Below are 16673 nucleotides of genomic sequence, written 5' to 3'. Positions count from 1 at the left end.
AAACAAATCAAAATACAGATTTTGTTTAATCTATTGTTCCTTTCTGTCTAAAAAGGTCAACACAAATCACTCCTCACAAAAGAGAGGAAAATTAACACCATTTTTCACAAGAAAAACGACTCTACAACTTTTTACTTTTTGTCTTCTGAAGTAGAGTAGAAAGATTCATTACCAAAAAGTTCATCGCAATTACCGTTTCCGAGGTCTCAGGTAGTTTGGCCATCACTCGACCAAGACTAAATTTCCTCTTTCCCTGTCCGAATTTACCCTCAATGGCATTACGCACTCTTTCATCTGAGCGTGCCTCTTTCTTTTTTTCTTTGCTCACCTCTTTCGGCGGTCTTCCCAATCGGGGACCACTCATTCTTATATCCCTTTCTTTACAATAAGCTCGATTCGCTTTTGTTCGATAGATTTTATCCACATGAACCGATTCCGGATAACATCCTGTTTCCCTTTTATATTCTTCTATTCGCGCTTGTAAATCTCCCGATTCGTTGTAATTATCCCAACTTAATTTGTCTAAGAAGACAAAGCCATTCACATTACTTGCCGATATTTTAGCTCCAAACTCTACTGCTTTTCCCGCTTTTCCACGCACTATTGGACGCACGTGAGGTTGGCTTACACTCACAATTCTGTTTTCTACTTTATTTGTCTTTTTTTCATACATTTCTAACTGTTGCTCATACACTTTTCCTATCGTTACAAGCTCTTCTTGCTCTTTTTTCGTTAGTTTTTCTAACTTTGCTCCCTCTTCTATCATTTTTTCTATATCAGACAAGTTTCTTTTTATATATCCTAGTTGTTTTTTTGTTCCTTTTCTTCTTTCTTTTTTTGACACACGACGTTTTTTTGCTATGGCTAAGTACTCTTTTCTTGCCACTTCCCTATAAGTCCTCGGCTTTTCTTTCCTTTTCTCTTTTATTTCTTCATACAGCTTATCTATTATTTTTTCTGTTTTTTCTCTGGCATCATTCAATATTCCTATATCCGTTGGATATTTTATATCTGCTGGTGTACAAGTCGCATCTAACAATAACTTTCCTTCATTTTCTTTTTTTTCTGACGCTACACCCGTCGCTTTTTTTTCTATTTCTTTATTAATTTTATTTATTAATTCCATTCCTATTTTTTTACGAAAATGAACCATCATTGACGCATTAAATGCTTCTTTGCTACTATAGCTTTCCATTTCTATAAAGTACTGTAAATAAGGGTTCTCTTTTATTTGTTCTACTGTTTCTCTGTCACTTTTTCCTGAAATTTCTTTGATAATTAATGCTCCTAATGCCATTCTAAATGATTTGGCTGGGGCTCCTTTTTTTTCTGTGAAGTTTTTTGCATATTCTTCCTCATATTCTTCCCAGGGAATCATTTTTGACATTTCTATCCAACGATTTTCTTCGTCTAACTGCCCGCCGAACAGATTTTTCAAGTTTTCTGGTGTTTCAATTGAGTACTGTTGCTTTCGGTACATCTGCTTTCTCTCTTCTTAATGCAATGGTTTTGAGGCATTCTACCCTATTTTCGTGCATTCTAGCGGTTCTTAATTCGCCTACTATTTTTCTCCGTAAAGGTTTCAGCTTTTTTCAGCAAGCCCTAATTACAACGAATCGGGAGATTTACAAGCGCGAATAGAAGAATATAAAAGGGAAACAGGATGTTATCCGGAATCGGTTCATGTGGATAAAATCTATCGAACAAAAGCGAATCGAGCTTATTGTAAAGAAAGGGATATAAGAATGAGTGGTCCCCGATTGGGAAGACCGCCGAAAGAGGTGAGCAAAGAAAAAAAGAAAGAGGCACGCTCAGATGAAAGAGTGCGTAATGCCATTGAGGGTAAATTCGGACAGGGAAAGAGGAAATTTAGTCTTGGTCGAGTGATGGCCAAACTACCTGAGACCTCGGAAACGGTAATTGCGATGAACTTTTTGGTAATGAATCTTTCTACTCTACTTCAGAAGACAAAAAAGAAAACAAAAAGTAAAAAGTTGTAGAGTCGTTTTTCTTGTGAAAAATGGTGTTAATTTTCCTCTCTTTTGTGAGGAGTGATTTGTGTTGACCTTTTTAGACAGAAAGGAACAATAGATTAAACAAAATCTGTATTTTGATTTGTTTCCATAAGGATAAGTTATCTATGCTTTTTCAGTCCATACTTCCCTAACCCACATTTCTTTCGTTTTTTGACTTTTTCAGCAAGCCCTAAGTACTCTTTTCTTGCCACTTCCCTATAAGTCCTCGGCTTTTCTTTCCTTTTCTCTTTTATTTCTTCATACAGCTTATCTATTATTTTTTCTGTTTTTTCTCTGGCATCATTCAATATTCCTATATCCGTTGGATATTTTATATCTGCTGGTGTACAAGTCGCATCTAACAATAACTTTCCTTCATTTTCTTTTTTTTCTGACGCTACACCCGTCGCTTTTTTTTCTATTTCTTTATTAATTTTATTTATTAATTCCATTCCTATTTTTTTACGAAAATGAACCATCATTGACGCATTAAATGCTTCTTTGCTACTATAGCTTTCCATTTCTATAAAGTACTGTAAATAAGGGTTCTCTTTTATTTGTTCTACTGTTTCTCTGTCACTTTTTCCTGAAATTTCTTTGATAATTAATGCTCCTAATGCCATTCTAAATGATTTGGCTGGGGCTCCTTTTTTTTCTGTGAAGTTTTTTGCATATTCTTCCTCATATTCTTCCCAAAGAATCATTTTTGACATTTCTATCCAACGATTTTCTTCGTCTAACTGCCCGCCGAACAGATTTTTCAAGTTTTCTGGTGTTTCAATTGAGTACTGTTGCTTTCGGTACATCTGCTTTCTCTCTTCTTAATGCAATGGTTTTGAGGCATTCTACCCTATTTTCGTGCATTCTAGCGGTTCTTAATTCGCCTACTATTTTTCTCCGTAAAGGTTTCAGCTTTTTTCAGCAAGCCCTATCTACAATTCCACCTCCGGTGCATTGCTCTTTGACAGTGATGGCAATGGTTCTATTGCAGCGATTCAGTTTGCTACCTTGAGTCCCAATTTGGCTCTGACCTTTGAGGATATTTCTATCAACTAACAGGGTGCAACAGGCTGGCTTGAGAACTTAGAGGCGATCGCTTTCTATCAGCAATTCTAAATTTGCGCTGTAGCAAGGGTTTCAGGTTTTAGTTCGCCTAATACGGGGTAAAATTCAACGGGATTAACAAGTTCATTTTACGAGTCTTCAGACTTTTAAACGCAATAGTACACCCATGATTGCCTCAAACCCCCCCCTTTAAAATGTTCTTTAAATCCCTAAAAGGCTCGCTGTGTCTAAAACTGAGAATTGCTGACAAGGGGGAGAAAATCTCAATCTATGACCGTGCCAAGTATATCCTAGAGAAAATGTGTTAGTATCAGGGGAAATTTTTTAACCTCTGCTATATAAGCCTATGGGCAAGGTTCTAGTGCTAAATGCCTCCTATGAACCGCTCAACATTACCAGTTGGCGAAGGGCGGTTGTTTTGTTGCTCAAAGGTAAGGCCGAGCAACTGGAACATAACGGGCAATTGATCTATCAAGATTTACCGATCCCAACGGTCATTCGTCTGCGTCAGTACGTCAAGGTTCCCTATAAAGAGATTCCCTTGACTCGTCGTAATTTGCTGGAACGCGATCGCCACACTTGCCAGTACTGCAACTATAAAGGGGAGGAGTTGACCCTGGATCATGTTCTTCCCCGTTCCAGGGGCGGTGACGATAGCTGGGAAAATTTGGTGACTGCCTGTGTCCGTTGTAATGTCAAAAAGGGAAATCGCACCCCCAAGGAGGCTAATATGTCCCTGAATTACCAACCTCGCCGTCCCTATAGCAGTTTACTATTTGAAATTTCTAAATATACTAGGGAAAATAGTAATCAGGAATGGCGCAAATATGTGATTGGGATTAACTAATGATTTGCCATCATCGGTTTGTCAATGAGCTTACAGGATCTCTATGAATGGCAAAAGTTATACTTACTTTGCCTCCATCCAATTCTTACCGGCATGAATATCGACAACTAACGGTACTGTTAAAGTAATTGCTTGTTCCATGACCTGCTTAATTTCTGTGGCTAGAATTTCCCACTCTGTTGGTGGCATTTCAAAGATCAATTCATCATGAACTTGTAACAGTAATTGAGCTTGATAGTTTTTTAAGCGAGCGGCAATATTAATCATGGCAATTTTAATAATATCGGCACTGGAGCCTTGGATAGGCGCATTGGCTGCGGCCCTGAGTAATTGGGAATCGGCATAGTTAATGTCTAAACTATCGAGATCAATTTGATTGGGATCACAGCCCCGTAATTGCCGTAAACTGTCACTAACAAATTCAAAATAACGTCTTCTGCCCACAATCGTGGTGACAAATCCTGCTGCGATCGCCTTCTTTTTGGTCATTTCCAAATAATTAAAAACCTGGGCATAGGTTTGACGATAGCGATCGATGAAAAGCCGACCTTCTTCAGAACTCACATTCGCTTCCCTGGCAAATCGTTGCGCTCCCATACCATAAATTACCCCAAAGTTAATCGTCTTACCTAAATTACGTTCCGCGGCAGAAATATCTTCCTTTTCAAAGAGTAATTTTGCTGTCACCCGATGGACATCTTCACCTTGACGATAGGCTTCTAACAGCACCGGTTCCTGACTAAGATGAGCTAAGATACGTAATTCAATTTGAGAATAATCGGCGGATACTAATAACCAATCAGTTTGAGGAATAAAGGCCTGACGAATTTTGCGAGAAAATTCAGTGCGAATGGGAATATTTTGTAGATTAGGATTGGAGGAAGACAGTCGCCCGGTGCTGGTGACAGTTTGATTAAAATCGGTGTGAACTCGTTGAGTATGGGGATTGATTAAAGTAGGAAGAGCATCCACATAGGTTGACTTTAATTTGGCAAGGGTACGATGTTCCAAGATGTGATCAATAATGGGATGATCGCCCTGAAGTTTTTCCAAAGTGGCATGATCGGTGGAATAACCGGTTTTGGTTTTGCGAGATTTCTTGCGATTCAGTGCCAATTTTTCAAATAAAATATCCCCTAATTGTTTCGGAGAACCTAGGTTAAAAGTTTCTCCGGCTTCAGCATAGGCGGCTGTTTCAATTAAATTTAAATCTAGTTGTAATTGCTCAGAAAGGACAGCTAAATAGTCTCGATCAATGCGAATGCCTCGATCTTCCATCTCGGCTAAAATCGGCTCTAGGGGCAATTCTATTTGTTGTAATAATTGCTCTAAGTCAGGAATTTGGGTGAGTTCTGATGTTAATTTAGCAAATAATAAATAGGTGCTGTAACAATCTAAGCCACAATAGTAAGCCGCTAGATTAATTTCTATATCAGCCAGGGTTTTGCCCTTGGCAATATTAAGATCTTTATAACTGAGAGCTTCAATCCCAGATAGGTATCGCCGACATAGATCGGTGAGGTTATGACTTTGCTCCGGGTACAGGACATAGCTGGCTAACATGGTGTCAAAAACAACGCCAGCTAGGTTAATTCCTTGATGTTTAAAAATCAGTCGATCAAATTTGGCATTTTGCAATACCTTCGGATGGCGATCGCTTTCTAAAATGGGAGCCAGGGATTGTAAAACCAAGTTTAAATTCAGTTGTTGACCTTGAACATGACCAATGGGAATGTAAGCTGTGTCAGTGGCATTTTCCCCCCAGGTACAACCAATCCCCACCAAATGAGAAGTAAAGGGATCCAGTCCGGTGGTTTCCGTATCCCAGGCAATGGGATGATCTGGGTTCTGATGGCTATCTAATTGCTGGATTAGCGTTAATAATTTCTCTGGATTATCAATAATTTGAGGTTGAATAATAGCAGCAAGACGCGTTAATAAAGAGGAGGTGATCGCAATTTTGGCTTCGGATTGAATAGTGTTGGAATCAGGGGTTGAAGCAAATAGAGATAATTGCTGGTTTTCGGATGAATCGGATGGAGAGGCGATCGCGGGATGGGCAATTTCTAGGCTATCACCGCCAATTTGTTGATGTAGAGAATTTAGCTTATCGAGAAAAGTACGTAATTCTAATTGTTCGAGCAGAGGCTTAAGTGTTTGGGGATTAAATCCTTTTAAATGAAAATCTGCTAGGTTAATTTCTAAAGGAACATCTAAGACAATTTGAGCTAAGTGTTGGGAATGTTCAGCATCCGCTTTGCCAGTGACTAATTTCGTTTTAATGGCTGTGGATAATTTATCTAAATTGTCATAAACACCAGCTAGGGTTCCGTATTGCTGTAATAATTTAGCTGCCGTTTTTTCGCCAATACCGCGAACGCCAGGAATATTATCTGATTTATCGCCACAGAGAGCCTTATAGTCCACAATTTGTAGCGGTGTCACTCCCATTTTTTCTACCACGGCCTCCCAATCATATTCACTATAGCCCGCCGAGCCTTGGAAGGGATTACGACTGAGATAGAGAACATTAATTTGTTTTTGAGGATCCACTAATTGAAATAGATCGCGATCGCCGCTCACAATTTTAACTTGATAACCGGCGGCACTACCCTGTTGAGCCAGGGTTCCTAAAATATCATCGGCTTCGTAACCGGCATAGGTAATAATTTGTAAATTTAGAGCCGTTAATAGTTGTCGCAGATAGGCTAAATCGGTGATAAATTCTTCTGGGGTAGCTTGACGATCTGCCTTATAATTTGCATCGGCTTCATGGCGAAAAGTGGGTTCCCGTCGATCAAAGGCAATGGCGATCGCCTGAGGTTTTTGAGCATTAATCGCCTGAATGAGAGAATTTAAAAAACCAAAACAAACACTGGTAGGAATCCCACTCGCCGTCCGTAGCGGGCCTTTTTTAGATGTGGCAAAGGCATAATAGGCGCGAAAGGCGAGGGAATGGCCATCAATCAATAAGAGTAGAGGAGAAGCAGTCATAATTAATCAAGTATTAATTTAGTATTGATTGAGTTATAGCAGTCGTCACAATACTGAGGACGTTAACAAGGGGCTTAAGCCCCTTGCCCCAAAAGTTTGAAAGTATTAATCAAGCTGTCCATTGCTATAAATAGACGATTCAGAGAAAAAGAAAAAGGCTTGATCCCTCAAACCTTCCCTCACACTTTAAAACGAAACTCATTGAGTTATTAAACACCTCGTTCAACGGCCACAGAAGCTTGTTTAAATTCTTGTTTTAAACGTTTTTTCAACTTCTCAGGCACAGGGCGAGTACCATAGGAAGTATAATAGCCGGCCAACGAATTCAGAGCCGTTTGCATGGTGGTAAAAGAGCGTAGTTTACCCGAACTTGCATCTCGACGATAGCGCGAAATATAGTCGTTAATCTCTGCCCGAACCGACGATTGTACCTCAGAGAGATTTTCCGCATCACTGGGTAAATCTAGGGCCGTGCTTAAGGTTTCAATCACTTTTAAGGTATCCTGGCTATAGTTGCCGGTTAATCCCGTACCACTGGAGCAGCCCATCAGACCGATCGCAACCACGAGAACTAGGGCCAATAGACGAGATATAACATTCTTAAAAAACATGGTGGCGTTTTTCCCCTCATAATCCCAAATTTCCCTATCCTATCAGCAAATCTACCCCGACTTCTCAAATCCCCTCGTCATCCCCTGTGCTTTTGGCGATCGCCTCGTTAAGATAAGAACGGACGTTATCCTCCTATTTTTTGCTCTTTTACCCTATGGTCTGGCCCTTTAAACCTAAATCGACTAAACAAATCGCTCGTATCGAAATCAGTGGCGCGATCGCTGGCAATACCCGTCAACAGGTACTCAAGGCCCTAGAAACCGTCAAAGAAAAAAAATTTCCAGCCCTCTTACTGCGCATTGACTCCCCTGGTGGCACAGTGGGCGACTCCCAGGAAATTTACTACGCTCTCAAAAAATTAGGAGAAACCGTTAAAATTGTTGCAAGTTTTGGTAATATCTCAGCCTCCGGTGGGGTTTATATCGGCATGGGAGCCAATCAAATCATGGCTAATCCTGGGACGATTACTGGCAGTATTGGGGTCATTTTACGGGGCAATAACCTAGAAAAATTACTCGATAAAGTTGGGGTTTCCTTCAAGGTCATTAAATCTGGCCCCTACAAAGATATTTTGTCCTTTGATCGAGAATTATTGCCCGAAGAAGAAAAAATTCTGCAAGATCTCATCGATGATAGCTATCAACAATTTGTGGAAACAGTGGCGGAAGCTCGTAAATTACCTATTGAAACCGTTAAAAGTTTTGCCGATGGTCGCATTTTCACGGGACAACAGGCCCTCAGTTTAGGCGTGGTTGATCGCCTGGGAACAGAAGAAGAAGCCCGTCGTTGGGCCGCAGAATTAGCCGGTTTAGATCCCGAAAAAGCAGAATGCAATACCATTGAAGAACCCAAACCTTTGTTAAAGCGGCTCTTAAATAGCCAGATTTCAAGCTCTAATCAGTTGGGAAATGCGGTTAATTGGCTAGAATTTGAACTGGCCACCAGTGGCCAACCGCTTTGGCTCTATCGGCCTTAAGTCTTCAGTAAGGATTGGTTTTAATTATCTCTAGAGTAAACTCGATGATAAATGATGAAGTCTCTTTCTCCTAAACCGACTCCTCTACAGGTTGCTCTGGAGAATTATAATACACTCCTTAGTTCTTGATTTGGCTGAATATCGGGAGAGTTTACTAATTTCTGACCAAGTCTGGTGGTGGTACTTGGATAGTAGGAAATCTTCCCATCCTCTGAATCGTTGGGATTGGTTGGCGAAAACGCTAAAACTGATTTTATTAGGGATTAATTTTACCTTAATTGGTGCGATCGCCACTCGATTTTTAGGCGGCGGTTCGGGTTTAGTGGAAATTGGCGGTGTTATTTTTTCTTGCTGTAAAATTTTCGTTGATTACATCTGACACGAGATCGAAAGCCCTATCGTACCGTTTCACAGGATAATCTATCAACGAATTATTTACAGGTAGAACTATTTTGAGTCTACGAGCTTTGGTATTGACGCAGGGCAAACGCCTCTAAATTCTAGACTCCTTATCTGATAAGACTTTCAGCGTTTCATAAAAAATCAATCATGATCTCGGAAACCCTTATCCAGCCTACCTTTCAAAAATAAGATACGTTCGCCCTGTTGACGTTGACGATTCACACTAGCTCGCATAAACTATCCTGCTTCTTCGACAACTGGCGGAATGTGGTTTCCAGGGTTTCCTTGCTATGGTAAGAGCTTGTTATACTGGGGAAATTAATACTTTTGCCTGATCATCATTGGTGCCGTATTTACAAGTTCTTGTTTTTCTGCTCTGTCTTGCTGCCCTGGGGTATTATGGTTTTTCGCTGTACGCGACGATCGCTTTTTTCAGATCTCAACCTAACGAGCCAACAGAGACTTTTACCCCGCCAGTCACTATCCTTAAACCTTTGTGTGGCTTGGATTGGGAGAGTTACGATTGTTTAGCATCCTTTTGTCAACAAGATTATCCAGAATATCAACTGGTTTTTACCCTCCAAGATTCCCAAGATCCCAGTTTGGCCATTGTGGAAAAGTTACAACGGGATTTTCCTGCACTAAACATTGAATTTGTGATCAGCGATCGCCATTTAGGGATTAATCCTAAGATCAATAACTTGGCCAACGGTTTCAATCTAGCTCGCTACGATCTTTTCGTGATTTCGGACAGTGATATTCAGGTTAAAAACGATTATCTTGAGGCAATTATACAACCGTTCAAAGAGGCGGAAGTTGGTGTTGTCACCTGTTTATATAATTCCGTGACCGAGGGCTGGTTAGCGGGTTTCGAGGCATTGGATATTGCCACTCAATTTTTACCCAAGGTGATGACGGCACGTCGATTAGAAGGGATGAACTTTGCTCTAGGTTCTACCATTGCCATTCGTCGGGAAACCCTAGATAAAATTGGCGGATTGGTCGAGATTGTTAACCACTTAGCCGATGATTATCAATTAGGTTATCTTTCTACCGTCCAGGGCTATCAGGTGATTTTATCTCGTTATATTGTGGAGCACCACCTAGGGAATGTGACTCTAGGAAATATGATCAGTCGTCAGACTCGTTGGCAAAAGTGTATCCGCATTGAACGTTTTTGGGGTTATGTTGGTCTGATTTTTACCCAGGGAACGGTTTTGAGTAGTCTTTTTCTGGCTTTAACCCACGCGTCACGTTGGGGCTGGATTGTTTTTGGAATCCTTTGGTTGGCCCGTTATCTAACAGCTTATTGGATCGCGATCGCCCTGTTTCAAGATCCCACTGCGAAACAATTTTGGTTATGGACACCGCTACGGGATTTTCTGACTTTTGGTATTTGGTGTTATAGTTTCATCGGCGATCGCGTGACCTGGCGAGGAAAGACTTTTCAGTTATTACCGAATGGTCAACTTAGCCAATTATAAACCACCTCTATTTTGAAAACTGGAAAAAATCTCTCTTTTTAATCGGGATTGAGGAGGATCAACTTAGGTCACTTAAAAACAAGAGGTTTCAATTTAGACTGAATATATTAAAGAGATTTTTGTGAAATTTAATGGTGACTTCCAATGGTAACACTTGCATCTAGAATTATTACTTTAGAAACTTTTTTAACCCTAACTGAAACTCAGCCTGCTTCAGAATATAGCAAGGGAACTATCACTCAAAAACCAATGCCTAAAGGAAAACACAGCCGTATTCAAAGCTATTTAGTGCAAACTATTAATCACTGGACAGTGGGAAGTTCTCGAGCAGGGTAAGTGAGAAAAGAAAATCGGACATGCGATACCCAAGAGTGCCGTTATGTCCGAAACTGGCTGATATAGAAAATCGATAGCCAGTGCTATCTATCAATTATGCAACTATGTCAGCGACTAGAGCAAATCCTAGAGAATCTCCGTCCCGCCTTTAGCCGAGAAGCAACGTACCAATGGTTTATCCTATTAGCCTGGGGAGTAGTGCTCAACAGCCAACCGAGCGCAATAACAAGCTATGTCAATGCCTTAGGGTTAACAGAGAGCTACTACCATCAGGCACTACATTGGTTTGAATCCAAGGCATTTAACGTCAAAGGACTGACCTTGGGATGGTCGAAGTGGGTAAGTCAGCATGAAAATCTATATCGAATCAAGGAAAAACGAGTGTATGTGGGGGATGGAATCAAAGTGGGGAAAGAAGGGCGCAAGATGCCAGGGGTAAAACGACTATACTGAACACGGTCACAAGTTGCGAATTTTAAAAATAAGAGATAATATAGTAAAAATAGAAAAAGTAGTCAAGAGGCTGAGAAATGATTAAGTTAGAATTTACGGAAGAAGACAAAAGACTGTTGTCTTACGGTCGGTTTAATCACCCGCATCCTAGAGTACAGCTAAAGATGGAAGTTTTATGGTTAAAAAGTCAGGGATTATCTCATCAAAAAATTGCTCAATTCGCAGGAGTTTCAGTAAATACGGTGACAAGCTATATCCGTGATTATCAAGAGGGCGGGATAGAAAAACTAAAAGAAATAAAATTTAATCGCCCGAAAAGCGAGTTAACAGAGCATCAAGGGACAATTGAGGCATATTTTGAGTCAAATCCACCAGCAAGAATAAATGAAGCAGTAAAAAGAATAGAAGAATTAACGGGAATAAAAAGAAGTCCAACGCAAGTCAGAAAATTTTTAAAGTCAATAGGAATGAGGTGTCTAAAGGTGGGAACAATTCCATCAAAAGCAGATGTAGAAGCTCAGGATAGCTATAGAGAAAAAGAGCTAGAACCAAGGCTAGAAGAGGCAAAAGCAGGAAAAAGGGCAGTTTTCTTTGTAGATGCCTCTCATTTTGTAATGGGAGCATTTGTAAATTTTATATGGTGCTTCAAAAGGATTTTTATTAAGTCACCATCAGGGAGAAAACGTTTTAATGTGTTAGGAGCATTAAATGCAATTACCCATGAAGTAATTATGGTAACGAACAGTTCTTATATTACGGGAACTCAGGTTTGTGAACTCCTAGAAAAGATAGCAGAATTAGGACTATTAATACCGATTACGTTGGTATTAGACAATGCTCGTTATCAAAAATGCCGAATTGTGCAGGAGTTGGCAGAATCATTAGGAATAGAGTTACTGTACTTACCTACTTATTCTCCTAACTTGAATTTAATTGGGGCTTGCTGAAAAAAGCTGAAACCTTTACGGAGAAAAATAGTAGGCGAATTAAGAACCGCTAGAATGCACGAAAATAGGGTAGAATGCCTCAAAACCATTGCATTAAGAAGAGAGAAAGCAGATGTACCGAAAGCAACAGTACTCAATTGAAACACCAGAAAACTTGAAAAATCTGTTCGGCGGGCAGTTAGACGAAGAAAATCGTTGGATAGAAATGTCAAAAATGATTCTTTGGGAAGAATATGAGGAAGAATATGCAAAAAACTTCACAGAAAAAAAAGGAGCCCCAGCCAAATCATTTAGAATGGCATTAGGAGCATTAATTATCAAAGAAATTTCAGGAAAAAGTGACAGAGAAACAGTAGAACAAATAAAAGAGAACCCTTATTTACAGTACTTTATAGGAATGGAAAGCTATAGTAGCAAAGAAGCATTTAATGCGTCAATGATGGTTCATTTTCGTAAAAAAATAGGAATGGAATTAATAAATAAAATTAATAAAGAAATAGAAAAAAAAGCGACGGGTGTAGCGTCAGAAAAAAAAGAAAATGAAGGAAAGTTATTGTTAGATGCGACTTGTACACCAGCAGATATAAAATATCCAACGGATATAGGAATATTGAATGATGCCAGAGAAAAAACAGAAAAAATAATAGATAAGCTGTATGAAGAAATAAAAGAGAAAAGGAAAGAAAAGCCGAGGACTTATAGGGAAGTGGCAAGAAAAGAGTACTTAGCCATAGCAAAAAAACGTCGTGTGTCAAAAAAAGAAAGAAGAAAAGGAACAAAAAAACAACTAGGATATATAAAAAGAAACTTGTCTGATATAGAAAAAATGATAGAAGAGGGAGCAAAGTTAGAAAAACTAACGAAAAAAGAGCAAGAAGAGCTTGTAACGATAGGAAAAGTGTATGAGCAACAGTTAGAAATGTATGAAAAAAAGACAAATAAAGTAGAAAACAGAATCGTGAGTGTAAGCCAACCTCACGTGCGTCCAATAGTGCGTGGAAAAGCGGGAAAAGCAGTAGAGTTTGGAGCTAAAATATCGGCAAGTAATGTGAATGGCTTTGTCTTCTTAGACAAATTAAGTTGGGATAATTACAACGAATCGGGAGATTTACAAGCGCGAATAGAAGAATATAAAAGGGAAACAGGATGTTATCCGGAATCGGTTCATGTGGATAAAATCTATCGAACAAAAGCGAATCGAGCTTATTGTAAAGAAAGGGATATAAGAATGAGTGGTCCCCGATTGGGAAGACCGCCGAAAGAGGTGAGCAAAGAAAAAAAGAAAGAGGCACGCTCAGATGAAAGAGTGCGTAATGCCATTGAGGGTAAATTCGGACAGGGAAAGAGGAAATTTAGTCTTGGTCGAGTGATGGCCAAACTACCTGAGACCTCGGAAACGGTAATTGCGATGAACTTTTTGGTAATGAATCTTTCTACTCTACTTCAGAAGACAAAAAGTAAAAAGTTGTAGAGTCGTTTTTCTTGTGAAAAATGGTGTTAATTTTCCTCTCTTTTGTGAGGAGTGATTTGTGTTGACCTTTTTAGACAGAAAGGAACAATAGATTAAACAAAATCTGTATTTTGATTTGTTTCCATAAGGATAAGTTATCTATGCTTTTTCAGTCCATACTTCCCTAACCCACATTTCTTTCGTTTTTTGACTTTTTCAGCAAGCCCTAATTGAAAGACTGTGGAAGTTTGTGAAAAAGAAGTGTTTATACGCAAAATATTATGAAGATTTTACGCAGTTTTCTGCAGCAATTTCAGGATGTCTTGAAGATGCTAACGTAAAATATAAGGAGGAGCTTGATTCTTTGCTCACCTTACGATTTCAACGCTTTGATAAATCTCAGATTATGAACGTTTGAAGTATACACCAAGAATCCGGAAATGTGGCGAAGCCAGAATGGATAAGGGGGCATTACTTCAATGCCTTGAGTGTTTTGGTGGGAGCAGGAAAAGCCTGCTTTGCCTTGCCCTTAGTGTTGCGGCTAGACGATGGCATCAAGTCCAAAGCAACGGCAAAGGAAGGGAAAAAAGGCAGCAAAAAAGAGAAGACTACTCTAGTCACGAAAATGGGGGAGCTTTGCACTACCTAGGGCTTGCTGAAAAAGTCAAAAAACGAAAGAAATGTGGGTTAGGGAAGTATGGACTGAAAAAGCATAGATAACTTATCCTTATGGAAACAAATCAAAATACAGATTTTGTTTAATCTATTGTTCCTTTCTGTCTAAAAAGGTCAACACAAATCACTCCTCACAAAAGAGAGGAAAATTAACACCATTTTTCACAAGAAAAACGACTCTACAACTTTTTACTTTTTGTCTTCTGAAGTAGAGTAGAAAGATGCATTACCAAAAAGTTCATCGCAATTACCGTTTCCGAGGTCTCAGGTAGTTTGGCCATCACTCGACCAAGACTAAATTTCCTCTTTCCCTGTCCGAATTTACCCTCAATGGCATTACGCACTCTTTCATCTGAGCGTGCCTCTTTCTTTTTTTCTTTGCTCACCTCTTTCGGCGGTCTTCCCAATCGGGGACCACTCATTCTTATATCCCTTTCTTTACAATAAGCTCGATTCGCTTTTGTTCGATAGATTTTATCCACATGAACCGATTCCGGATAACATCCTGTTTCCCTTTTATATTCTTCTATTCGCGCTTGTAAATCTCCCGATTCGTTGTAATTATCCCAACTTAATTTGTCTAAGAAGACAAAGCCATTCACATTACTTGCCGATATTTTAGCTCCAAACTCTACTGCTTTTCCCGCTTTTCCACGCACTATTGGACGCACGTGAGGTTGGCTTACACTCACGATTCTGTTTTCTACTTTATTTGTCTTTTTTTCATACATTTCTAACTGTTGCTCATACACTTTTCCTATCGTTACAAGCTCTTCTTGCTCTTTTTTCGTTAGTTTTTCTAACTTTGCTCCCTCTTCTATCATTTTTTCTATATCAGACAAGTTTCTTTTTATATATCCTAGTTGTTTTTTTGTTCCTTTTCTTCTTTCTTTTTTTGACACACGACGTTTTTTTGCTATGGCTAAGTACTCTTTTCTTGCCACTTCCCTATAAGTCCTCGGCTTTTCTTTCCTTTTCTCTTTTATTTCTTCATACAGCTTATCTATTATTTTTTCTGTTTTTTCTCTGGCATCATTCAATATTCCTATATCCGTTGGATATTTTATATCTGCTGGTGTACAAGTCGCATCTAACAATAACTTTCCTTCATTTTCTTTTTTTTCTGACGCTACACCCGTCGCTTTTTTTTCTATTTCTTTATTAATTTTATTTATTAATTCCATTCCTATTTTTTTACGAAAATGAACCATCATTGACGCATTAAATGCTTCTTTGCTACTATAGCTTTCCATTCCTATAAAGTACTGTAAATAAGGGTTCTCTTTTATTTGTTCTACTGTTTCTCTGTCACTTTTTCCTGAAATTTCTTTGATAATTAATGCTCCTAATGCCATTCTAAATGATTTGGCTGGGGCTCCTTTTTTTTCTGTGAAGTTTTTTGCATATTCTTCCTCATATTCTTCCCAAAGAATCATTTTTGACATTTCTATCCAACGATTTTCTTCGTCTAACTGCCCGCCGAACAGATTTTTCAAGTTTTCTGGTGTTTCAATTGAGTACTGTTGCTTTCGGTACATCTGCTTTCTCTCTTCTTAATGCAATGGTTTTGAGGCATTCTACCCTATTTTCGTGCATTCTAGCGGTTCTTAATTCGCCTACTATTTTTCTCCGTAAAGGTTTCAGCTTTTTTCAGCAAGCCCTACCTACGCAGAGGCGGGAAGCTATGTGATTTTGGATGCTTACTTCGCTTGTGGAGCAGTGCTCAAAAGTTTTCGCCAAAATGCCTTGCATCTCATCACCCGAGTGCGTTGCTCTACAGTGGCATATGCTCCCTTTTCTTCCGTTCCGACCTTGGGGGGGAAAGGACGACCACGGCTTTGGGGGAGTTCAATAAAACTAGAAAGCCTGTTTGCTCTTGTGGAGGATTTTCCCACCGCTAAAGTCTGGCTCTATGGTCAACAAGTCTCCGTTTCTTATCAGTGCTTTGAGTTCCACTGGGATAGTCCCCATCAGCTCGTTAAGTTTGTCCTCACCCAATTGCCCAACGGACAAAGACTGATTCTGCTTTCTACTGACCTCTGTTTGACTGGACCTGAGATTATTGCCGCTTACGGTCTCCGATTTAAGATTGAAGTCACTTTTCGTCAATTAATCCATCTTTTGGGCGGCTTTGCCTATCGTTTTTGGCTTAAGGCTCTTCCTACTTTACCGACCTGGCCTAGCAATCTTATCCTCCCTGACTATCCCCAAACTGTTCAGACTCAGATTTTAAACAAAGTAGAAGCCTTTGAGCGTTTTGTTAATCTTCATGTCATTGTTCTCGGCTTACTTCAAATTCTGGTAATGTTGCAAACCTGTGGATTGATTTTTTGAATTGTAGTGAATTAAGCTATCAGGGAATGACTTATCTACAGATTTAGAACACTACCAAAGTGGCGATCGCCGATCAATCTGTC

General features: G+C 39.5%; 10 protein-coding genes and 7 pseudogenes. 12 read left to right on the top strand and 5 right to left on the bottom strand.

Annotated features, from left to right (window positions below; genetic code table 11):
• Positions 1–142 precede the first annotated feature (142 nt).
• A pseudogene (locus KA717_25195) lies at positions 143–1480 on the bottom strand (IS5 family transposase).
• Positions 1481–1604: 124 nt separating this feature from the next.
• Between KA717_25195 and KA717_25190 the strand changes: the two are divergent.
• A pseudogene (locus KA717_25190) lies at positions 1605–2000 on the top strand (transposase).
• 194 nt (positions 2001–2194) lie between these two features.
• Here the strand turns inward: KA717_25190 and KA717_25185 are convergent.
• Positions 2195–2821: pseudogene (locus tag KA717_25185) on the bottom strand (transposase).
• 605 nt (positions 2822–3426) lie between these two features.
• Between KA717_25185 and KA717_25180 the strand changes: the two are divergent.
• Entirely contained in the window at positions 3427–3927 is a 501-nt protein-coding gene (locus KA717_25180; protein ID UXE59195.1) for an HNH endonuclease, read from the top strand.
• A 63-nt stretch (positions 3928–3990) separates the two neighbouring features.
• Here the strand turns inward: KA717_25180 and polA are convergent, their stop codons facing one another.
• Together polA and psb27 are read right to left on the bottom strand one after the other, a co-directional pair.
• Positions 3991–6921: a DNA polymerase I gene (gene polA, locus KA717_25175; protein UXE59194.1), complete on the bottom strand. Its 2931-nt coding sequence runs from the start codon at positions 6919–6921 to the stop codon at positions 3991–3993.
• A gap of 209 nt (positions 6922–7130) precedes the next feature.
• Positions 7131–7532 carry a photosystem II protein Psb27 gene (gene psb27, locus KA717_25170; GenBank protein UXE59193.1) on the bottom strand — a complete coding sequence of 134 codons (402 nt, stop codon included), beginning with the start codon at positions 7530–7532 and terminating at the stop codon, positions 7131–7133.
• 155 nt (positions 7533–7687) lie between these two features.
• Here psb27 and sppA point away from each other — a divergent pair, with 155 nt between their 5' ends.
• The 9 genes and pseudogenes from sppA to KA717_25125 all read left to right on the top strand — a co-directional run bounded on the left by sppA (position 7688) and on the right by KA717_25125 (position 14230).
• Positions 7688–8509 (top strand): signal peptide peptidase SppA, encoded by an 822-nt coding sequence (gene sppA / locus KA717_25165; protein ID UXE59192.1) that lies wholly within the window; start codon positions 7688–7690, stop codon positions 8507–8509.
• 184 nt (positions 8510–8693) lie between these two features.
• Positions 8694–8888 carry a hypothetical protein gene (locus KA717_25160; protein ID UXE59191.1) on the top strand — a complete coding sequence of 65 codons (195 nt, stop codon included), beginning with the start codon at positions 8694–8696 and terminating at the stop codon, positions 8886–8888.
• 367 nt (positions 8889–9255) lie between these two features.
• Complete coding sequence (gene hpnI / locus KA717_25155) at positions 9256–10395, top strand: bacteriohopanetetrol glucosamine biosynthesis glycosyltransferase HpnI (GenBank protein ID UXE59190.1); 1140 nt, start codon at positions 9256–9258, stop codon at positions 10393–10395.
• 144 nt (positions 10396–10539) lie between these two features.
• Complete coding sequence (locus KA717_25150; GenBank protein UXE59189.1) at positions 10540–10731, top strand: Uma2 family endonuclease; 192 nt, start codon at positions 10540–10542, stop codon at positions 10729–10731.
• Between the two features lie 96 nt (positions 10732–10827).
• Positions 10828–11184, top strand: a complete 357-nt coding sequence (locus KA717_25145) for a hypothetical protein (protein UXE59188.1) — start codon at positions 10828–10830, stop codon at positions 11182–11184.
• A gap of 77 nt (positions 11185–11261) precedes the next feature.
• A pseudogene (locus KA717_25140) lies at positions 11262–12119 on the top strand (IS630 family transposase).
• 124 nt (positions 12120–12243) lie between these two features.
• Positions 12244–13581, top strand: a pseudogene (locus KA717_25135) (IS5 family transposase).
• A 226-nt stretch (positions 13582–13807) separates the two neighbouring features.
• Positions 13808–13999: pseudogene (locus tag KA717_25130) on the top strand (IS630 family transposase).
• A 24-nt stretch (positions 14000–14023) separates the two neighbouring features.
• Positions 14024–14230 (top strand): hypothetical protein, encoded by a 207-nt coding sequence (locus KA717_25125; GenBank protein ID UXE59187.1) that lies wholly within the window; start codon positions 14024–14026, stop codon positions 14228–14230.
• 226 nt (positions 14231–14456) lie between these two features.
• Here KA717_25125 and KA717_25120 read toward each other — a convergent pair.
• Positions 14457–15794: pseudogene (locus KA717_25120) on the bottom strand (IS5 family transposase).
• 154 nt (positions 15795–15948) lie between these two features.
• Between KA717_25120 and KA717_25115 the strand changes: the two are divergent.
• Complete coding sequence (locus KA717_25115) at positions 15949–16590, top strand: hypothetical protein (protein ID UXE59186.1); 642 nt, start codon at positions 15949–15951, stop codon at positions 16588–16590.
• The last annotated feature ends 83 nt before the right edge of the window (positions 16591–16673 follow it).

It is taken from the genome of Woronichinia naegeliana WA131 (genome assembly GCA_025370055.1).
GTDB lineage: Bacteria > Cyanobacteriota > Cyanobacteriia > Cyanobacteriales > Microcystaceae > Woronichinia > Woronichinia naegeliana.
The sequence above is the reverse complement of the archived record's forward strand: the minus strand, read 5'-3'. Positions and strand labels throughout refer to the sequence as shown.